Here is an 18,098-nt window from a genome sequence, read left to right as displayed (position 1 = left end):
TCGTGCTGGGCTTTTTGCGTTCAGCCTATCTGGATACGCCAGTCGGTTGCATTTATTCGCAAAAATGCTCAACCCATGTCAAAGTGATGACAAGAAAAGGTCTTGTTTTTCAGGATCTTATAGATGGTGCTTCGCGTAGAGGCCTATTTCTGCGGGAAAAGACTCGGTCGCATTCGAGTCAAGCGAATTTTTATTTTTTTACCACGAGATCCCCCTGAATTGCCCTGAATTGAGAAACTCATTGATTCGACAGGGATTATTTTTGGTCTGAATGTGACACAAAAACGAAGTACCGAGAGTCAATGGCTCACGGGCAGATTTCCTTAAAAAACGCGGTTGATCTTGCCTTTTGATCCTGCGTAAATGCTCCTCAGCAAGGGCCGCGGGACGGGCTTAAAGAGCCGGTCGGGATGAGCGATCATCCGCAGAACCTCGATCTTTGCTGAGGCGGAGTGGCAGACTTCGTTTTTTCAAAAACCGTCGATCTTGCATCGGAAGTGTAGCGCTTCTGCGTGGTCACGGCTGTAATTTTTTCGGGAAGACCGAAGCGCGTGGATCCTTGGTATCGAGGGTAGGATCCACGGGTGCGATTGAAGCTGGCGGGGGCCGGCAAAACCGATGGCGGCGTCGTTTCTGGCGCGCCCGGTCAGGGGACTGCCGGTTCTGTTAGGAACCGGTGCGTGATGAAGTGGCTGTCTGGTGACCCAAGAACACCAGACGCCTCGAATGATTGGAAGGCGGCAGAATGCATATGAAATCGATGATGGCCGGTGCATTGGCTAACGAGGACAATGCACGGTCGGCGCATGGCGCCGTGTGCTCCAATGGAGCAGGGGAAGATGCCGATATGAACCACAACGCGCTCTTCGAGCGCTTCAGCCTTCGTCTGAAGGCACAGGTCGGCCAGGACGTCTATCAGAGCTGGTTCGGTCGGCTGAAGTTGCATTCGGCGTCGAAGAGCGTGGTTCGGCTGACGGTGCCGACTGCATTTTTGAAGTCGTGGATCAACAATCGTTACCTCGATCTGATCACCAGCATTTTCCAGGCGGAAGATGCGAGCATCCTGAAGGTCGAGATCCTGGTGCGCAGCGCAAGCCGCAGCACACGCACACCCTCCATTGAGGAGCGTGCATCCGCGGCCGAGCCGACGGCGACCACACCTGCGGCTCGTCGCGCGGGGCCGCAATCGATTGCGCAACTCTCGAATGTTCCGACGCCCACAGCATCCGCCCGCCCGGTCGTCGCGGGTCCGTTGTTCGGTTCGCCGCTCGATAGCCGCTACACGTTTGACTCCTTCGTTGAAGGCGCATCGAACCGCGTCGCGCTTGCGGCAGCCCGCACGATTGCCGAAGCTGGCGCCGGGGCTGTCCGCTTCAATCCGCTGTTCATTCATTCCTCGGTCGGCCTCGGCAAGACGCACCTGCTGCAGGCCATTGCCAATGCCGCAATCCAGAGCCCTCGTGCGCCGCGCGTTGTCTATCTGACTGCGGAATATTTTATGTGGCGCTTTGCCACCGCGATCCGCGACAACGACGCCCTGACGCTGAAGGACTCCCTGCGCAATATCGACCTCCTGATCATCGACGACATGCAGTTCCTGCAGGGAAAGATGATCCAGCACGAATTCTGTCATCTCCTGAACATGCTGCTCGACAGCGCCAAGCAGGTCGTCGTCGCCGCCGACCGCGCGCCTTGGGAACTGGAATCCCTCGACCCACGCGTGCGTTCGCGCCTGCAGGGTGGCGTGGCCATCGAGATGGAAGCCCCGGATTTCGACATGCGCCTGGATATGATGAAGAGCCGTCTTGCCGCGGCCCGGACGGAAGATCCGTCGCTCGATATCCCCGCCGAGATTCTGGAACACGTCGCCAGCAACATCACCAGCAGCGGTCGTGACCTGGAAGGCGCCTTCAACCAGCTGCTCTTCCGCCGCTCTTTCGAGCCAAATCTGTCGATCGAGCGCGTTGACGAACTGCTCGCCCACCTTGTCGGTGCCGGCGACCAGAAGCGCGTCCGCATCGAAGACATCCAGCGCGTCGTCGCCCGCCACTACAATGTGTCGCGCCAGGAACTGGTGTCGAACCGTCGCACCCGCGTCATCGTCAAGCCGCGCCAGATCGCCATGTATCTGTCGAAGACGCTCACGCCGCGCTCCTTTCCGGAGATCGGTCGCCGCTTCGGTGGTCGTGACCATACCACCGTGCTGCACGCTGTTCGCAAGATCGAGGAACTGATCTCCGCTGACCAGAAGCTGTCGCAGGAAATCGAACTCCTGCGCCGCCTGATCAACGAATAAGCTGCAAGCATCGCCAAAAAGCCATCGCGGTCCCTGAAGAGGATGCGATGGCTTTTTTGTATCCGCTCTGTATCAGACGCGAGCGACGGCGATGATTTCCGGACTTGTCTCGGAAAAGGGTGTGCGATCCCGCCATCGACAGGCATGGGATGCTCCCCAGTTCAACTGGCGAGATCGGCCACCACGGCATTCAGCACTAGCATACCCTTTGGCGTGCAGCGCAGCCGCGCATTGCCAATTCGCTCGATAAAGCCCTGATCGATCAGGAACTGCTCGCGGTCAGGGTGAGGATCGCGCCCGGCCAGTTGCTGCCAGCGGGCGAGGTCGACGCCTTCGCGCAGACGCAAACCCATCAGCAAGACTTCATCGGCCTGGGCTTCGTCGTCAAGATCCTCTTGATCGATCATGCCATGGCCCTGTGCCTCGACGGCAGTCAGCCAGGTTTCAGGGTGTCGCTCAGTGGCCGTTGCAACCTTGCCGCCGCGTGGGCTCAAACGCCCATGTGCGCCCGGACCGATGCCGACATAGTCGCCGTAGCGCCAATAGGTAAGGTTGTGCCGGCTTTCAGCGCCAGGCGTCGCGTGGTTGGAGACCTCATAGGCCGGCATGCCAAAGCCCGCCATGATGTCCTGCGTCGCCTCGTAGAGGGTTGCTGCATGCTCCTCATCGGGGACGATGAGCTTGCCGGCCTTGTGCAGGCCGTAAAAGGCCGTACCCTCTTCGATTGTCAGCTGATAAAGCGACAGGTGATCGACCGCATAGGATATCGCCTCCTTCAGTTCTTCGGCCCAGGCGTCTATGCTCTGCTTGGGGCGGGCATAGATGAGGTCGAAACTCATGCGCGGAAAGATGTCACGCGCCAGGCGGATCGCTTTCAGAGCGTCGGCCACGTCGTGCAGGCGACCAAGGAAACGCAGATCCGGATCGTTCAGCGCCTGCACGCCAAGCGATACGCGATTGACGCCAGCGGCACGATAGCCACGAAAGCGGGTGGCCTCGACGCTGGACGGATTGGCCTCCATGGTGACTTCAATGCCCGAGGGCACATGCCAGCGGGCTGCAAGACCGTCGAGGATGGCCTCAACTGTTGCCGGCTCCATCAGCGAAGGCGTTCCCCCACCCATGAAGATGCTGGTGACGGTCTTTGGTCCGCTCAGCTCCCGCATGGTATCCATTTCACGGAGGAAGGCTGCTGTGAACCGCGCCTGATCCACCGGTTGATGCCGCACGTGGCTGTTGAAGTCGCAGTACGGACACTTGGCCGCGCAGAACGGCCAATGCACATAGATGCCAAAGCCCGGCTCCCCGGTATCAGGCAGAAGCGGGCCGTCCGTCAGCATGACTGCTCAGGCCTCCAGGCAGGTTTCGACGAAAAGCTTGAAGGCGCGGGCCCGATGCGAAAGGGCCTGCGCATCGCCGCGCTCCCAGCCATGTTTCTCGTCGCTGGACATCTCGCCAAAGGTCCGGTCATGACCAAGTGGCTGGAAGATCGGGTCGTAGCCGAAGCCAGCCGTGCCGCGAGGGGCGGGCGCAATGAAGCCTTCGACCTCGCCTCGGAAGAACTCGGTATGGCCGTCTGGCCAGGCAAGACAAAGTACGCTGACAAACCTGGCAGTGCGCTGCGCTTCCTCAGTGGCGGAACGCTCCGCAAGCGCTGCCTCCACCTTGTGCATCGCCATCGCGAAGTCGCGGCTACCGTCTTCGCGCTCCGCCCAGTTGGCGGTGTAGACCCCGGGCGCCCCATCAAGAGCATCGATGACGAGGCCTGAATCGTCCGAAAGGGCTGGCAGGCCCGACGCCTTTGACGAGGCGAGCGCTTTGATCGCAGCGTTTTCCTCGAAGGTCGTGCCGGTCTCATCGGGTTCGGCAAGCGAAAGCTCTTTGGCGGACTTGGCCGTAAAGCCGAAGGGGCCGATCAGATCGGCGATCTCGGCGATCTTGCCAGCATTGTGGCTGGCGACAACGATGGTACGGGTGTCAAGCTTGCGCATGGTTCTGTCTCCTGATCGGTGATCAGCCGATCGCAGTTTTCTGCATCGACACCAGTTCATCGATGCCGTTGCGGGCGAGGCCAAGCAAGGTGAGGAACTCATCCTGGCTAAACGGCTTGCCTTCCGCGGTGCCTTGAATCTCGACGATGCCGCCAGCGCCGGTCATGACGAAATTTGCATCCGTTTCGGCGGCGGAATCCTCCAGATAGTCGAGATCGATAACCGGCTGGTTGGCAAAGATACCGCAGGAGACGGCAGCGATATGGTCCTTCAGAACCTTCTCGACCTTCACCATGCTGCGGGCTTCCATCCACTTCAGGCAGTCGTGCAGCGCAATCCAGGCGCCGGTGATCGCCGCCGTACGCGTGCCGCCATCGGCCTGGATGACGTCGCAGTCGATCGAGATCTGGCGTTCACCGAGGGCGCCCAAATCGACGACGGCGCGTAGCGAACGACCGATCAGGCGCTGGATTTCCTGCGTCCGCCCGCTCTGTTTCCCGGATGCCGCCTCGCGCTTCATCCGCTCACCCGTCGCCCGTGGCAGCATCCCGTATTCGGCCGTGACCCAGCCCTTGCCGGAGTTGCGCAGCCATGGCGGTGTCTTGTCTTCAAGGCTTGCGGTGCACAGAACATGCGTATCGCCAAATTTCACGAGGCAGGAACCCTCGGCATGTTTGGAAACATTGCGTTCGAATGAGACCGCGCGCATTTGATCTGTTTTTCTGCCGGATGGCCGCATGACGAACTCCTCGTGTGTTTGAGGCTTTCTACGGATCACCTGCGGCATTTGCAAAGGAAAACCGGGCTCGCTGTCTATCACATCGCCCCTAAAGGGCTTTTCATCGCGGCTGGGGAGATATTATAGTTTCTTCATGACCAGACGCCCTTCCTGCATGGCAGAATGATGACTTCGGCCGACATGACCCCCGCGGATGTCTTCGCGTCGTTGGACGACCGCTCCCGTGAGGTCTTCAGACGCATCGTCGAAACCTATCTTGAGTCCGGCGATCCGCTGGGCTCGCGCAATCTGTCACGGTTGCTTCCGATGTCGCTTTCTCCGGCTTCCGTGCGCAACGTGATGAGCGACCTCGAAGGACTTGGTCTCATCTATGCGCCGCATGTCAGCGCCGGCCGTCTTCCCACACAGGCAGGTCTTCGCTTCTTCGTCGACGGGTTCATGCAGGTTGGTGATCTCTCCGCAGAAGAACGCGACAATATAGAACGGCAGTTGCGTCCCGCAGCCCCCGACCAGTCGATGGACGCCATGCTGTCGGAGGCGAGCCGGCTCCTGTCCGGCGTCTCGCGCGGCGCCGGGCTGGTGATATCGGCAAAGAGCGATCCGGTGCTCAAGCATGTCGAATTCATCCGGCTCGAGCCGACAAAGGCGCTGGCGATCTTGGTGGGAGAGCACAACCAGGTCGAAAATCGCATCATCGAGCTGCCAGCCGGCGTTACCGCTTCACAGCTGACCGAAGCCGCCAATTTCCTGAATGCCAATCTCGCCGGGCAAACTCTGGTCGAGCTGCGGGGGCAGTTGGAAAGGCTTAAAACGCAAGTCTCGACCGAGCTTGATGCTCTTTCCCAGGACCTTGTACAGCGAGGCCTGGCCGTCTGGTCAGGCGGCGGGGCGGAGGAAACATCAACACGTCTTATCGTCCGTGGTCATGCCAATCTGCTGGAAGGGGTGGCCGGAGCCGATGACCTCGATAGGCTTCGCTTGCTGTTTGATGATCTTGAACGCAAGGAAAGCCTGATCGAGATCCTTAATCTGGCAGAGACGGGCTCTGGCGTCCGCATCTTCATCGGCTCGGAAAACAAGCTCTTTTCGTTGTCCGGTTCGTCACTAATCGTCGCGCCTTATCGGGATGGCGATAGCAGGATCGTCGGTGCTGTGGGGGTGATCGGGCCGACGCGGCTGAATTACGCCCGTGTTGTGCCGATGGTCGATTATACCGCACAGCTTATGGCGAGGCTGTCGCGGGCCGGTCGCTGATCGCGCTTTCCACCGCAAAGCCTTGATTTTTTCCGATGAAACCCTGATATCGGGCTCAACTTCGAAACCCCAGATGTTTCGACAGGCAAAACCTATCCGGAGAACGTCATGACCGAAGATACCACCAAGAACGGACCTGACGCGGCTGCCGCAGAGGCGCATGCACAGGCAGTGGACAATGCCGAGGCACAAACCGACGCTGATGCCGTGCAGGACGGCCAGACCGAAGTCGATGCCATCGAGGCCTTGAGGGCTGAGAACAACGATCTACGTGATCGTTTCCTGCGATTGGCAGCCGATATGGACAATCTTCGCCGCCGCACCGAGCGGGAGATCAAGGATGCCAAGTCCTATGCGGTGACAGGCTTCGCGCGCGACATGCTGTCGGTGTCGGACAATCTGCGCCGCGCGATCGAATCGATCCCGGACGACGTGCGCGCTGCTGCAGATGCGGGCATGACCGTCCTGATCGAAGGTGTCGAGATGACCGAGCGTGGCATGCTGGCGACCCTGGAGCGTCACGGTGTGCGCAAGATCGATGCCGAGGGCCAGAAGTTCGATCCGAATTTTCATCAGGCCATGTTCGAAGTCCCGAATTCTGAGGTTCCGAACAACACGGTCGTGCAGGTCGTACAGGCCGGTTATGCCATTGGCGAGCGGGTTCTGCGCCCAGCGATGGTGGGCGTCGCCAAGGGTGGCCCGAAGGGCGATACTGCGGCAGACGACGCGTCGAAGGCATGAACGCGCAACCGAATTGACCCTAGAATAGAGAAAGCGCCGGATCGGAAGATCCGGCGCTTCTTTTTGACTGCATCAGGCTGAAGTCAGGCAGCGTTCGACGCCTGTTCTTCGTTTAGAAAGGTGTAGATCGCGGTTGCGGAATCCGTCGCACGCAGTTTTGCCACCAGATCCTGATCACGCAGGACGCGGGCAATGCGCGACAAGGCCTTGAGATGATCGGCACCGGCACCTTCCGGCGCAAGCAGCAGAAAGACGAGATCGACCGGTTGGTCGTCCAATGCCTCAAAGTCGATGGGCGTTTCCAGGCGCGCAAAGACGCCCGTGATCTGGCTGATCTTGTTCAGCTTGCCATGCGGAATCGCGATGCCGTTGCCGACGCCTGTTGAGCCAAGACGCTCGCGCTGCAGGATCACATCGAAGATTTCGCGCTCGGGAATGTCGGTGAGCTTGGAGGCCTTGGCCGCAAGTTCCTGAAGCAGCTGCTTCTTTGAATTCACTCTGAGAGCGGGTACGACAGCATCCTGTTGCAGCAAATCTGCCAAGGCCATATCAATTTCCTTCATGCGTCGAGGTCTATGCGGGCGACGGCGGATCCGCCTCTCGCCCGCAAATCGACCTGTCAGCCTTTGATGTTGGCGGAATCGATCCACCCAATATTACCGTCATTGCGACGATAAACGATATTCAATTGTTCACTGCCCGGGCTTCTGAACAGGAGAACGGGCTCGTCAGTCATATCGAGTGCCATCACGGCAGTTGCAACAGACATCGTCTGGAGCTTCTTCGTGCTCTCTGCGACAATGGCCGGTGCATAATCCTCTGGCACTTCCTCATGCTCTTCCGCAAGGGAATCCATCACTGTGTATGCGACTTCGATCGGTGCAGCCGCCGCATTGGCATGATGATCCTTCAGCTTGCGCTTGTAACGGCGCAGGCGCTTTTCAACACGCTCGAACGCCGTATCGAAGGCAACCTGCGGATCATTGGCTTCTCCTGCTGCATGCAGGTTGGCACCGGTGTCGAGATGCACAAGGCAGTCTGCCGAGAAGCGCGACTGCGACTTCGAAACGACGACCTGACCTGAATACCCTCCGTCGAAGTACTTCGTCACGGCGTCCTGGACACGCTCCTCGATCCGCTGGCGGAACGATTCACCGATTTCCATCTGTTTGCCGGATACACGCACACTCATGGAGTTTCCCTTCTTATGGTTGGTTTGCCAGACCATTTTACGCCATGCTCGGTCTGCGTCCAAGCTTTTCGAGCAAGAGGACGGCGTTTGTGGCAGGTTCTCTGGCGTCCTGTTAGGAAATTCCTTCTGGCAGCTGTACGCGCTGTCGATTGCGGCGCGCTTCTAACCACAGCCAGCTAAAATGTCAATGACCCGTTAACTCCTGGCAAGTTCCCCTGCTTTCAGGGGTTGCTGACCTTGGCAGCTGCGCGCTTCTCCCGTCGTCTCTGCACGGAAGAGGCGATGTTCATCGCCTCGCGATATTTCGCAACGGTACGACGCGCGAGATCGATGCCGCCTGATTTCAGCTTGATGACGATATCGTCATCGGAGAGCACCGCCTCGGCACTTTCCTCGGAAATGAGTGCCTTGATCTTGTGCCTTACCGCTTCAGCGGAATGATCGTCGCCACCGGCGGCTGAGGCAATCGAGACGGTGAAGAAGTACTTCAATTCAAAGAGGCCACGCGGCGTCAGCATGAATTTGTTGGTCGTAACGCGGCTGACGGTGGATTCGTGCATCTTGATGGCATCGGCCACCGTTTTCAGGTTCAGCGGTCGTAACTGGACTACGCCATGGGTCAGGAAGGCACTTTGTTGGCGAACGATCTCGGTTGCGACCTTCATGATGGTCTTCGCCCGCTGGTCCAGACTGCGTGTCAGCCAGTTGGCGCTTTGCAGGCATTCCGACAGGAAATTTTCATCCTCGTTCGGTCGGATGGTCTTGTGTGAGACCTGCGCAATGTAGCTCTGGTTCACCAGAACTCGGGGCAGGGCGTCGGGATTCAACTCAATGTGCCAGCCGGCGTTTCCGTCGGGGCGGACAAGAATATCGGGCGTCACCGACTCGGCGGTGCTGTGCTCAAAGCCGAGGCCAGGCTTTGGATTGAGCTTGCGTATTTCACCCAGCATGTCGAGAAGGTCTTCTTCATCGACGCCACAGATCTTCTTCAGAGAGGCAAAATCACGCTTTGCCAAGAGTTCTAGATTGGCGACGAGCGCAGCCATGGCGGGATCGAAGCGGTCCTTCTGGCGCAATTGGATGGCAAGACATTCGCTGAGGGATCGCGCAAAGATACCGGCCGGCTCCGCCGTCTGAAGTCTGGCAAGCGTCGTCTGAAGTGTTTTGACTGGCTCTCCCAGTCGGTCGGCAATCTCTTGAAGATCGCCCTGGAAGTATCCGGTCTCGTCGAGATGATCGATCAGAATGCCGGCGATCAGGCGCTCTTTTTCGCTTGTGACAATGAAGGCAAGCTGCCGCTCGATATGGTCACGCAGGCTTTCGCGACCGGCAACAAAATCGTCGAGGTCAAAACTCTCTCCGTTCGCGCCTTGCGCCCCCGGCATGGATTTCCATTGGCCAAGCAGTTCCGGTGCATCGGCCCGCTGTTCGCTTCCCTCGTCGGTAAACGCGGCATCGAAATTGGTATCGAGACGATCATGGAGATCGCCGCCGCTTTTGTCCTCATACCAGTTGCTTTCCATTTCTGAAGGCAATGACGGCATGTCATGGTCGCTCTCGGCATCCGCCGAGGTGCCAGACTTCTCCGGCGAAGCAAGACCGTCGCTGCCCAAACCGCCATCATCTGCCGCGATTTCAAGCAGCGGATTGCGCTCCACCTCCTGTGCAATGAACTGCATGAGTTCCACATGCGTCATTTGCAGCAGTTGGATGGATTGAACCAGTTGCGGTGTCATCACCAGCGATTGGTTCTGCCGCAGCAAGAGATTGGCGGACAAGGCCATGATGGACGCTCAAACTCCCCTCAATCCAGCAGAGCGGCCCCAGGAGGTCGCACTTCATTCACTTGGCCCAAAAATTGCTTTTTATTGCTATTTGGTCAAGTCAATCGGATGCGAGAGAAAGCGCCTAATCATTAAAGGCTGAACTTGTCGCCGAGATAAAGCCGGCGGACATCGGCGTTGTTGACGATGTCGTTTGCGCGCCCATGCGTCAGCACTTCACCAGCGTGGATGATATAGGCGCGATCGATCAGACCCAGCGTCTCGCGAACGTTGTGATCGGTGATCAGGACGCCGATGCCGCGTGCGGTCAGATGGCGTACCAGATTCTGGATGTCCGAAACGGAAATAGGGTCAACGCCGGCAAAGGGTTCGTCGAGCAACATGAATGTCGGATCTGTCGCCAGGGCGCGGGCAATTTCAAGCCGTCGGCGTTCGCCGCCGGACAATGCCACTGCCGGGGATTTGCGAAGCCGCTCGATATGAAACTCCTGCAGGAGTTCACTCAGCTTCGCTTCGCGTTGCCTCTTGTTGGAGATGTGAACTTCCAGCACGGCCATGATGTTGTCTTCCACGGACAGTCCGCGGAAAATCGAGGCTTCCTGTGGCAGGTAGCCCACGCCCAGTCGCGCCCGCCGATACATCGGCATTGAGGTGACGTCGTAACCGTTGAGCGAAATCGTGCCGCTATCAACGGGCACCAATCCTGTGATCATGTAGAAGCTGGTCGTCTTCCCGGCGCCGTTCGGACCCAGCAGGCCGACAGCTTCGCCCCGGCGAACGACGAGCGAAGCCCCATTGACGACGCGGCGTCCGTTATAGGTCTTTGTCAGGCCATGCGCGATGAGCGTGCCTTCATAGCGCGCGCGATCGGCCATCTGGCCAGCTGCGGCATCTGCCGGCTTTCTCCGCGAGAGAAATGGTATCTGCACGTTGGAGCTTGTCCGTTATTGCTTCTGGGATTTCGGATCGAGCTGGATTTGCACCCGCCGGCCGCAGCTATCGAGCTTGGCTTGCCCGGATGCCATCTGCACAGTCAGTTTGCAGCCAACAAAAACATTTTGACCTTCCGTCAGCACGACGCGGTCGCCCTCGAGAATGAATACCTGGCTGACCAGGTCGAAGCGACCCTTATCGGCAGTCGCCTGCTGGGTGCCGGATGACAGGAAGACCTTGCCGTCGACATCGATCTTGTCGATGTCGGCATTGCCTTCGGTCACGGCGCCGCTCTGACCCTGGTAGAGAACGGTCATCGTACCAGCCTGCAGTGTCGTGGTTCCCTGAACCACTTTGACGTTACCGGTAAAATAGGCCTTGCGTTCCGCGTCCCGGATCTCAAGCTGGTCGCTTTCGATCTGGATCGGCTGATCGTTGGAGAGCTTGAGCCCGTTCATTTCCCGGCTCGTTGACTGTGCCGACGCCAGTACGGGAACGGCAGCGGTCGCCAATGCGCCCATCACGAGTGAAGCGGTGAGACGCAGAATATAGGTGCGGTATGTCATGGCTGGGCGGTTTCCGTAGACCGGTTGGAACGCAGGGCGGCAGGGTCGACATTCAGTCGCACATTCCCCGTGAAAATCATCGTTTTGCCCTTATCCTTCATATTGAGGGCATTCGCAACAATGGAGGCCCCTTTGGTCTGAATGGCAACGGCCTGATCGGTCTCCATGGTGCCGGCGGTGATGTCAAGCTTTGCCGACTTGAACTGTGCATCGATGCCGCTGCTCATGTTGAGGGTAAACGGCTTGTCCAGTTCCATCCGGTTGGCCACACGGTCGAAGATGCCACTTTCCGCCTCGACCCGCGCAATTACCTTATCGTTGACGGGCAGAGCGGCGGAGATGGTCTTCAGCGTGATCATGTTGGGGTTCTTCATGTCCTGCAAGGCACGATCTGCGCGGAGCGAATATGGCACGCCCTCGGAATTGCGGCCAGCAATGGCAGGCTTCGCCATCACGAGCTTCCCGTCTTCCAGCTGAGCCGATTCTATCTGGATTTCATCCGGCAGAATGCTGCGCATGTAGGAAACCGCAGCAAACACCAAGGTGATCGTGACAGCGGCAAGCGGCAGTACAACGCGAAGTCGCCGCACCCGCGCCGAGTGCCGTATCGCTTTCCGATAGGCTCGGTCGGCGGCCGGCGGGCTTGCGCCCTGGCTTTTCTCCGATGTCGTCTGCAGCATAGTCTGGATACCTGTTGGTCGCGCGATTCGCGAAGTTCGGCATTCTAAGCCGACCCCGGACCTTTTGCATGTATATTGTGGCTTGCCAATAGAAAGCCAAGAGGCTTGCGCCGCGTTGGTCATTTCGTGATCCATGCATCGCAGATGCGGAAAAATTGCGACAAGATTCTTGAAGACCTTATTCTGTTCGGGGGTTGGAAAACTCGGTCCGGCGTGGTTAAGTTGTTCCTTGACTGGGCTTTTTCGCTTTGGCACCTTGCCGCGGCTCATGTCTCAATAACCGTTTGAGGGGGTCCGTGTGATCAAGTCGGAATTGGTGCAGATCGTTGCGGCGCGCAATCCGCATCTCTATCACCGTGATGTCGAGAACATCGTCAACGCGGTGTTGGACGAAATCACGGATGCGCTTGCGGCGGGCAATCGCGTCGAGTTGCGTGGCTTTGGCGCCTTTTCGGTGAAGAACCGTCCATCGCGATCCGGTCGGAACCCGCGAACAGGTGATACCGTGTTCGTGGAGGAGAAGTGGGTTCCCTTCTTCAAAACCGGCAAGGAGTTGCGCGAGCGCCTGAATCCCGGCATGGGCGACGAGGACGAGTGACACTGTCACGCATTGAAATCCAGCGTTTCGGCTTTACCTTGGGCTGAAGAGCTGCGACTAGGCACTCTCTTCGTTCAAGGAGATTTCAATGATACGCAAGTTGCTGAGCCTTCTGGTTTTTCTGCCGCTTGGGCTGCTCCTGGTCGTCCTGGCTGTGGCCAACAGGCAATTTGTCCAGGTGGCACTCAATCCGTTTGATCCATCTGATCCTGTGCTCTCCCTGAGCGCGCCCCTCTTTGTCCTCTTGATCCTTGCGGTGATGTTTGGCGTCCTTCTGGGCGCTGTCACAACCTGGTTTGCGCAGGGCAAGTATCGCAAACAGGCTCGCACACAGTCGCGCGTTGCCCAGCAATGGCAGGTGGAAGCCGACCGTCAAAAGACAAGGGCCGAGCAGATTGCCGGTGCTTCACTGCCCGCGATCGGCTCCCGCTAACTGGAAGCGAAACTTCTTTCCGCACTGTAGCTGCGATGCTATTGGCAGTGCCCAATGAAACGCGAGCCACGGATTGATCACGTGAAGGACAAGCAGCGTCGCCCGGGCGGCAAAGCTCTCGATCCAAAGAGAGCCAGTGGACGAGGGCCGGAAAAGCCAACCCAGTCGCGACCGCCGAAATCTTTGCGTCAGGGAGACAGGGCAAGATCCGCAAGTACGCGCGAAGCCCTTGATGTCGGTCTTCGCACGGAGGCGCCTGCCGAACCGCAACGCGCCCTGACGCGTCGGGGCGGCGAGCTTCCAGTCGAAACCGTGCCGTTGATTTTGGAATCTGCCGGTGCCGGCGATTTTCATCTGATAGACAGCGGTGAGGGTCTGAAGCTCGAGCAATACGGCTCCTATCGGATCGTCCGTCCGGAAGCGCAGGCGCTCTGGCCGAGATCTCTGCCGGCCCATGTCTGGGACAATGCCGATGCTGTCTTTACCGGTGATACGGATGAAGATGGAATGGGCAGATGGCGGTTCCAGAAAGAAGCCCTGGGTGAGACCTGGCCGCTGTCATTGTTGGATATCGATTTTCACGGTCGCTTTACTTCATTCCGCCATGTCGGTGTGTTCCCCGAGCAGATTGCCCATTGGTCATGGATGAAGCAGCGGATCGAAGAGGCAGAACGGCCGCTGAAGGTCCTCAATCTGTTTGGTTATACGGGTGTCGCCTCTCTCGTTGCGGCTGCTGCCGGTGCCGAGGTGACCCATGTCGATGCTTCCAAGAAGGCAATCGGCTGGGCGCGTGAAAACCAGGCGCTGAGCCGCCTGGAAAAAGCACCGATCCGCTGGATCTGCGAAGATGCGATGAAGTTCATTCTCCGCGAAGAGCGTCGTGGCAACCGCTACGACATCATTCTGACCGATCCGCCGAAGTTCGGACGCGGGCCAAACGGCGAGGTCTGGCACCTGTTCGACCACCTGCCGCTGATGCTCGACGTCTGTCGTGAACTCTTGGCGCCAAAGGCAGTCGGGCTCGTGCTGACCGCCTATTCGATCCGGGCGAGTTTCTATTCCATTCATGAGCTGATGCGTGAAACCATGCGCGGCAAGGGCGGCCGTGTCGAGTCCGGAGAACTCGTGATCCGCGAGGCAGGCCTGGACGGTAAAACACCTGGCCGCGCTCTTTCCACCTCTCTCTTTAGCCGCTGGGTGCCGAAATGACAGCCGAATACCGTCAAGATGGACCGCGCCGCGTTGGGCAGGTGAAGGAAGTTACCAGCGTTGCCAACCCGATTATCAAGGATATCAAGGCGCTATCCCAGAAGAAGAGCCGGGACGAGAGCAAGACCTTCCTCGCCGAAGGCCTGAAGCTCGTCATCGATGCGCTTGATCGGGGATGGACAATCCGCACCCTGGTCTACGCCAAGGCTGGCAAGGGCAAGCCACTGGTCGAAAAGGTTGCAGCGCGCACGGTTGCTGCCGGTGGCCTGGTGCTTGAAGTCAACGACAAGGTCATGTCGTCCATCACCCGCCGCGAAAATCCGCAAATGGTCGCTGCCGTCTTCGAGCAGCGCTGGACCGCCTTGCGGGATGTCGCGCCCAAGGCCAGTGAAACCTGGATTGCGCTGGACCGCGTGCGAGATCCCGGCAATCTCGGCACCATCATCCGCACGGCGGATGCAGCCGGTGCTTCTGGTGTCATCCTGGTCGGCGATTGTACCGATCCGTTTTCGCTGGAAACTGTGCGGGCCACCATGGGCTCCATGTTCGCCTTGCCGCTTGTGAAAACGACAAGCGCCGATTTCCTGAAGTGGAAGACATCTGTCGATGCGCGGCTGGTCGCGACGCATCTGGCGGGAGCCGTCGATTATCGGACAATCGACTACACATCGAAGCCCGTGATCTTGATGATGGGCAACGAGCAGTCAGGCCTGCCCGATGAACTGGCCCGGGCCGCAGACAAGCTTGCTCGAATTCCCCAGGTCGGGACAGCTGACTCCCTCAATCTCGCTGTCGCAACCGGCGTCATGCTTTTTGAGGTGCGCAGACATCTCCTTAATCTCGACGGAGCGAAGTAGTCGATGCTTGCTGCCTTCAGCCGGCCACTGCCGGCGGTTCTTTTCATTCTTCTGGCCCTGGTGCTGGATCAGGCCATCAAATACGCGGTCGAGATCTATCTACCGATGCACGAATTGGTGCCGGTGATCCCGTTCTGGGGACTATACCGCACCCACAATCTCGGCGTGGCCTTTTCCATGCTGTCGCATCTCGACGGGTGGTTTATCGTCGGTATGCGTTTGGTGATCGTCGCCTTCGTGTTGTGGATGTGGCGCAAGACGGCAGCAGAGCAGCATTTCGCGCATCTCGGCTTTGCCATGATCATCGCCGGTGCACTCGGCAATCTGATCGACCGCTTCACCTATGGCTATGTGGTGGATTACATCCTGTTCTACACGAATACGTGGTCGTTCGCCGTCTTCAATCTCGCAGACAGTTTCATTACCCTGGGCGCTGGCTGCATCATAATCGACGAGATCATTCAGTATCGCCGTCCCAAGCCGCCGAAGGCCTGAGCGACCGCGCGGCCTGTCACCTTCCTGTAGCAGTCTCGTGGTTAAAGGCGCGGGAACACAACGTGGATGAGTTGAATGAGCATGGAACTGATCGATCGAGATTTTGCTCGCGAAACCGGTGCAGCAGCACCAATCGTTCATCTGGGAACAACGGATATTCTCGGCCGGATCGGCAGCCTCGAAACGAGGCTGGCACGGACAGAGCGCGAAATCGATGCTGCTCAGGCCGTGCGCTACACCGTCTTCGTGGAAGAGATGAAGGCTCAGGTCGACCAGGACAGTGCACGCCGCCGCCGGGATGTCGATAGCTGGGACGCGCTTTGCGACCATCTTCTGGTGCTCGATCGCTCTATCGAGGGTGATACCGAAGACCAGATCGTTGGCACCTATCGTCTGCTGCGCCATGAGGTGGCGATTGCCCATGGCGGGTTTTATTCCGGTTCGGAATTTGACGTTGGCGCCCTCGTGACCCGTCACCCTGACAAACGTTTCATGGAGCTCGGGCGCTCCTGCGTTCTGCCGCAATACCGCACGAAGCGCACGGTTGAACTGCTCTGGCAGGGCTGCTGGGCCTATGCGCTGAAACACCGGATTGACGCGATGTTCGGTTGTGGCTCGTTCCCGGGTGTGCGCCCTGAGGAGCACGCACTGGCGCTTTCATTCCTCCACCACAACGCCGTGGCCAAGGGCGAGTGGGCGGCTGGCGCGCTCCCGCATCTCTATCGCGAGATGGACTTGATGCCGGAAGAGGCAATCAATGCGCGCCGGGCGCTGTTCGCCATGCCGCCCCTGATCAAGGGTTATCTCCGCCTCGGCGCGATGATCGGCAACGGTGCGGTGGTCGATCAGGCATTCAACACCACGGATGTGCTGATCATTCTACCGATCGCAAGCATTTCCGGTCGCTATGTCAATTACTACGGTGCAGACGCCGGACGCTTCGCCAGCGCCTGCTGATATCTGCTCGCGGCGACAATAGGGGTGCTAACCTCCTGGTGACGGATCGCGGGATTGAAGCCTGCGCGATCCGTCTCCTGTTCATCGAGATGCCACGCATCGCGCCAACCGTTGGCCCTCTACATCGCGGCAACGATCGGCTGCACGAGCCGCCGGAACCGGCAGTTCGGGCACCATCGGCAGATCGGCTAGGGACTGTAGATCCATGCCGGCGAGTGCCGGATGCCCCATCGGATCATGGCGCCAGTCTGTTGAAATGCAGGGCACGGTTGAGCGGTGTCTCCAGAGAAACTTGAACGTCGTTTGGCTCCATCTGGCTGTTTGTGAACAATCCTGTTGCTCTGTTTTGACGATAATCTGCCTCCGTGCCGGTGAATTCAATTGAGTTTTGTCCTTACAGACTATAGTTTTTCTATATGAAAGAGCTGAACCAAGTTCATCTGAACGGCCTTCGCGCGGTTGAGGCGGTCGGTCGCCTGCGGTCCCTTCAGGCGGCAGCCAATGAACTCGGAGTGTCGATCGGCGCCGTCAGCCAGCAGGTCATCAAGACTGAGTTGCAACTGGGCAGAACGCTTTTCGAGCGCACCGGCCGCGGCCTGGTCCCGGTCGATGCGGCGGTCGATGTGCTCGCGCGCCTGTCGGAAGGGTTTCGCCACCTCTCGGGCGCCGTTGCCCTTGCAAGGCGCAGCGATGACAGCGTGCTTACGATCTCCGTCGCGCCGGTCTTTGCCGCGCGCTGGCTGGTACATCGCATTCCCGCCTTCTCAGAGCACTTCCCCGAGATTGGCCTGCGTATCGATGCCAATGATCGGCTGACGGATGCGAGCCAGACGGATGTCGATCTTAGAATTCGCGTCGGGCGCGGGCATTGGCCAGGATTCAAGGCCGAGCTGATACTCGAGCAGCGCGTTGCCCCGCTCTGCACGCCGGCCATGGCAGCCGCCCTTGAAGAGCCTGCGGATATACTTGACCTGCCGAAGGTCATCGATGGCAGGGCGATGTTCACCTGGGATGTCTGGCTATCGGCGGTCGGCCTTGAAGGCGCCGAGATCAAGGCGCGCCACACGTTCAGCGAAGCCTCACTCTGTCTCGATGCGGCGATTGCGGGCCAAGGGGTGATGCTCGCCTGGCAGACCATCGCTTCGCACCAACTGCAGCACGGCCAGCTCGTCGCGCCCTTCGGCCCGGCTGTAAACACCGGCTTTGGCCACTACTTTGTGACCTCCGAAAATGCCCGGCGGTCCGACAAGGTGGAAAAGTTCAAGCGCTGGCTGAAACGTGAAATCGATGACGACATGGAACGGCTCGCAAAAGCCGCTCCGGTCTTCGGTTGAAGCGTCTCAGGGAGGATCAGACGTCGACTGTCGCCGATC

19 protein-coding genes are annotated in these 18,098 nt (G+C 58.9%); 10 read left to right on the top strand and 9 right to left on the bottom strand.

The genetic code is table 11. From position 1 onward, the window contains the following. The first annotated feature begins 745 nt into the window (after positions 1-745). Complete coding sequence (dnaA, locus tag FAA97_RS08215; RefSeq protein WP_136598047.1) at positions 746-2,296, top strand: chromosomal replication initiator protein DnaA; 1,551 nt, start codon at positions 746-748, stop codon at positions 2,294-2,296. A 161-nt stretch (positions 2,297-2,457) separates the two neighbouring features. On the opposite strand, the gene hemW is transcribed toward dnaA, so the two are convergent. Genes hemW through rph form a run of 3 tightly spaced genes read right to left on the bottom strand, consistent with a single transcriptional unit; the run spans position 2,458 to position 5,026 of the window. Then, positions 2,458-3,636 carry a radical SAM family heme chaperone HemW gene (gene hemW, locus FAA97_RS08210; RefSeq protein ID WP_136598046.1) on the bottom strand — a complete coding sequence of 393 codons (1,179 nt, stop codon included), beginning with the start codon at positions 3,634-3,636 and terminating at the stop codon, positions 2,458-2,460. Positions 3,637-3,642: 6 nt separating this feature from the next. Continuing rightward, positions 3,643-4,287, bottom strand: coding sequence for an RdgB/HAM1 family non-canonical purine NTP pyrophosphatase (gene rdgB, locus FAA97_RS08205; RefSeq protein WP_136598045.1), 645 nt, complete (start codon positions 4,285-4,287; stop codon positions 3,643-3,645). A gap of 22 nt (positions 4,288-4,309) precedes the next feature. Continuing rightward, positions 4,310-5,026 carry a ribonuclease PH gene (gene rph, locus FAA97_RS08200; protein ID WP_136598044.1) on the bottom strand — a complete coding sequence of 239 codons (717 nt, stop codon included), beginning with the start codon at positions 5,024-5,026 and terminating at the stop codon, positions 4,310-4,312. A 165-nt stretch (positions 5,027-5,191) separates the two neighbouring features. On the opposite strand from rph, the gene hrcA reads away from it, so the two are divergent. Both hrcA and grpE read left to right on the top strand, forming a co-directional pair. After that, positions 5,192-6,280, top strand: coding sequence for a heat-inducible transcriptional repressor HrcA (hrcA, locus tag FAA97_RS08195; RefSeq protein WP_136598319.1), 1,089 nt, complete (start codon positions 5,192-5,194; stop codon positions 6,278-6,280). 108 nt (positions 6,281-6,388) lie between these two features. Then, positions 6,389-7,021: a nucleotide exchange factor GrpE gene (gene grpE, locus FAA97_RS08190; protein WP_136598043.1), complete on the top strand. Its 633-nt coding sequence runs from the start codon at positions 6,389-6,391 to the stop codon at positions 7,019-7,021. 83 nt (positions 7,022-7,104) lie between these two features. Here the strand turns inward: grpE and ptsN are convergent, their stop codons facing one another. From ptsN to lptC, 6 genes are all read right to left on the bottom strand, one after another. Next, positions 7,105-7,569, bottom strand: a complete 465-nt coding sequence (gene ptsN / locus FAA97_RS08185) for a PTS IIA-like nitrogen regulatory protein PtsN (RefSeq protein WP_136598042.1) — start codon at positions 7,567-7,569, stop codon at positions 7,105-7,107. Between the two features lie 71 nt (positions 7,570-7,640). Then, complete coding sequence (gene hpf / locus FAA97_RS08180) at positions 7,641-8,213, bottom strand: ribosome hibernation-promoting factor, HPF/YfiA family (RefSeq protein ID WP_136598041.1); 573 nt, start codon at positions 8,211-8,213, stop codon at positions 7,641-7,643. Positions 8,214-8,434: 221 nt separating this feature from the next. After that, complete coding sequence (gene rpoN / locus FAA97_RS08175; RefSeq protein ID WP_136598040.1) at positions 8,435-9,997, bottom strand: RNA polymerase factor sigma-54; 1,563 nt, start codon at positions 9,995-9,997, stop codon at positions 8,435-8,437. Positions 9,998-10,128: 131 nt separating this feature from the next. After that, positions 10,129-10,926: an LPS export ABC transporter ATP-binding protein gene (lptB, locus tag FAA97_RS08170; RefSeq protein WP_136598039.1), complete on the bottom strand. Its 798-nt coding sequence runs from the start codon at positions 10,924-10,926 to the stop codon at positions 10,129-10,131. A 15-nt stretch (positions 10,927-10,941) separates the two neighbouring features. Next, positions 10,942-11,496: an LptA/OstA family protein gene (locus FAA97_RS08165; RefSeq protein WP_136598038.1), complete on the bottom strand. Its 555-nt coding sequence runs from the start codon at positions 11,494-11,496 to the stop codon at positions 10,942-10,944. Then, the gene (lptC, locus tag FAA97_RS08160; RefSeq protein WP_136598318.1) at positions 11,493-12,176 is read right to left on the bottom strand and encodes an LPS export ABC transporter periplasmic protein LptC; all 684 of its coding nucleotides are present in this window, start codon (positions 12,174-12,176) and stop codon (positions 11,493-11,495) included. Before lptC ends, FAA97_RS08165 begins: the two co-directional genes overlap by 4 nt. Before the next feature lie 298 nt (positions 12,177-12,474). On the opposite strand from lptC, the gene FAA97_RS08155 reads away from it, so the two are divergent. From FAA97_RS08155 to FAA97_RS08120, 7 genes are all read left to right on the top strand, one after another. After that, on the top strand, positions 12,475-12,774 hold the full coding sequence (locus tag FAA97_RS08155) for an integration host factor subunit beta (protein ID WP_136598037.1): 300 nt from the start codon (positions 12,475-12,477) through the stop codon (positions 12,772-12,774). Positions 12,775-12,862: 88 nt separating this feature from the next. Then, on the top strand, positions 12,863-13,207 hold the full coding sequence (locus FAA97_RS08150) for a LapA family protein (RefSeq protein ID WP_136598036.1): 345 nt from the start codon (positions 12,863-12,865) through the stop codon (positions 13,205-13,207). Between the two features lie 54 nt (positions 13,208-13,261). Continuing rightward, positions 13,262-14,416, top strand: coding sequence for an RsmD family RNA methyltransferase (locus tag FAA97_RS08145; protein ID WP_136598035.1), 1,155 nt, complete (start codon positions 13,262-13,264; stop codon positions 14,414-14,416). Next, positions 14,413-15,273 (top strand): TrmH family RNA methyltransferase, encoded by an 861-nt coding sequence (locus FAA97_RS08140; protein ID WP_136598034.1) that lies wholly within the window; start codon positions 14,413-14,415, stop codon positions 15,271-15,273. The genes FAA97_RS08145 and FAA97_RS08140 overlap by 4 nt, the downstream gene beginning before the upstream one ends. Before the next feature lie 3 nt (positions 15,274-15,276). Continuing rightward, positions 15,277-15,768 carry a signal peptidase II gene (gene lspA, locus FAA97_RS08135; RefSeq protein WP_136598033.1) on the top strand — a complete coding sequence of 164 codons (492 nt, stop codon included), beginning with the start codon at positions 15,277-15,279 and terminating at the stop codon, positions 15,766-15,768. Between the two features lie 75 nt (positions 15,769-15,843). Next, positions 15,844-16,725 carry a l-ornithine N(alpha)-acyltransferase gene (olsB, locus tag FAA97_RS08130; RefSeq protein WP_136598032.1) on the top strand — a complete coding sequence of 294 codons (882 nt, stop codon included), beginning with the start codon at positions 15,844-15,846 and terminating at the stop codon, positions 16,723-16,725. Between the two features lie 416 nt (positions 16,726-17,141). Continuing rightward, positions 17,142-18,059: a LysR substrate-binding domain-containing protein gene (locus tag FAA97_RS08120; RefSeq protein WP_136598030.1), complete on the top strand. Its 918-nt coding sequence runs from the start codon at positions 17,142-17,144 to the stop codon at positions 18,057-18,059. Positions 18,060-18,098 lie beyond the last annotated feature (39 nt).

Source organism: Peteryoungia ipomoeae (assembly GCF_004912165.1).
Taxonomy (GTDB): Bacteria; Pseudomonadota; Alphaproteobacteria; order Rhizobiales; family Rhizobiaceae; genus Allorhizobium; species Allorhizobium ipomoeae.
Note: the sequence above shows the minus strand (reverse complement) of the source record. Positions and strands in the feature narration are given on the sequence as shown.

Coding starts and splice junctions, on each gene's coding strand:
- dnaA (WP_136598047.1), top strand. CDS start 746: ATGCATATGAAATCGATGATGGCCGGTGCATTGGCTAACGAGGACAAT.
- hemW (WP_136598046.1), bottom strand. CDS start 3,636: ATGCTGACGGACGGCCCGCTTCTGCCTGATACCGGGGAGCCGGGCTTT.
- rdgB (WP_136598045.1), bottom strand. CDS start 4,287: ATGCGCAAGCTTGACACCCGTACCATCGTTGTCGCCAGCCACAATGCT.
- rph (WP_136598044.1), bottom strand. CDS start 5,026: ATGCGGCCATCCGGCAGAAAAACAGATCAAATGCGCGCGGTCTCATTC.
- hrcA (WP_136598319.1), top strand. CDS start 5,192: ATGACTTCGGCCGACATGACCCCCGCGGATGTCTTCGCGTCGTTGGAC.
- grpE (WP_136598043.1), top strand. CDS start 6,389: ATGACCGAAGATACCACCAAGAACGGACCTGACGCGGCTGCCGCAGAG.
- ptsN (WP_136598042.1), bottom strand. CDS start 7,569: ATGGCCTTGGCAGATTTGCTGCAACAGGATGCTGTCGTACCCGCTCTC.
- hpf (WP_136598041.1), bottom strand. CDS start 8,213: ATGAGTGTGCGTGTATCCGGCAAACAGATGGAAATCGGTGAATCGTTC.
- rpoN (WP_136598040.1), bottom strand. CDS start 9,997: ATGGCCTTGTCCGCCAATCTCTTGCTGCGGCAGAACCAATCGCTGGTG.
- FAA97_RS08165 (WP_136598038.1), bottom strand. CDS start 11,496: ATGACATACCGCACCTATATTCTGCGTCTCACCGCTTCACTCGTGATG.
- lptC (WP_136598318.1), bottom strand. CDS start 12,176: ATGCTGCAGACGACATCGGAGAAAAGCCAGGGCGCAAGCCCGCCGGCC.
- FAA97_RS08150 (WP_136598036.1), top strand. CDS start 12,863: ATGATACGCAAGTTGCTGAGCCTTCTGGTTTTTCTGCCGCTTGGGCTG.
- FAA97_RS08145 (WP_136598035.1), top strand. CDS start 13,262: ATGAAACGCGAGCCACGGATTGATCACGTGAAGGACAAGCAGCGTCGC.
- FAA97_RS08140 (WP_136598034.1), top strand. CDS start 14,413: ATGACAGCCGAATACCGTCAAGATGGACCGCGCCGCGTTGGGCAGGTG.
- lspA (WP_136598033.1), top strand. CDS start 15,277: ATGCTTGCTGCCTTCAGCCGGCCACTGCCGGCGGTTCTTTTCATTCTT.
- olsB (WP_136598032.1), top strand. CDS start 15,844: ATGAGCATGGAACTGATCGATCGAGATTTTGCTCGCGAAACCGGTGCA.
- FAA97_RS08120 (WP_136598030.1), top strand. CDS start 17,142: ATGAAAGAGCTGAACCAAGTTCATCTGAACGGCCTTCGCGCGGTTGAG.